A 524-nucleotide genomic window follows, 5' to 3' on the forward strand; every position below is an offset into this window, starting at 1 on the left:
CGTTGCATTTCAGCAGCTACAGCCTTTTTATCATCTTGGTTAGCAATACCGCCACCTACAATGATAAGGTCAGGGTTTGATTTAAGAACTTCAGGAAGTGTTTCTAATTTAATACCACCTGCGATTGCAGTTTTTGCATTTTTCACAACGCCTTTAATTGTTTCAAGGTCCTTAAATGAGTTTTGACCTTTTGCTTGTAGGTCGTAACCTGTATGTACACAAATATAGTCTACGCCCATTGCATCAACTTCTTGCGCACGTTTAGCAAGATCTTTTACAGCAATTAAATCAATAAGAATCTTTTTACCTTGTTTTTTTGCTTCTGCAACTGCGCCTTTGATAGACTCATCTTCAGCTACAGCTAGAATAGTGACGATATCAGCGCCATGTTCAGATGCTTTTAAAACTTCATAACCTGCTGCATCCATTGTTTTCATGTCAGCTAAAACTTGTAATTGAGGGAATGCTTCCTTCATAGCTTTTACTGCTTGAAGACCTTCAATTTTAACAACCGGTGTACCAAT

1 protein-coding gene is annotated in these 524 nt (G+C 38.0%); it reads right to left on the minus strand.

Annotation, left to right across the window (positions count from 1 at the left end; all coding sequences use genetic code 11):
* A partial coding sequence (gene hxlA, locus AC625_RS24985; protein WP_049684129.1) for a 3-hexulose-6-phosphate synthase occupies positions 1–524 on the minus strand: 524 nt, incomplete at both ends.

The sequence above is a fragment of the Peribacillus loiseleuriae genome (genome assembly GCF_001183985.1).
GTDB lineage: Bacteria > Bacillota > Bacilli > Bacillales > DSM-1321 > Peribacillus > Peribacillus loiseleuriae.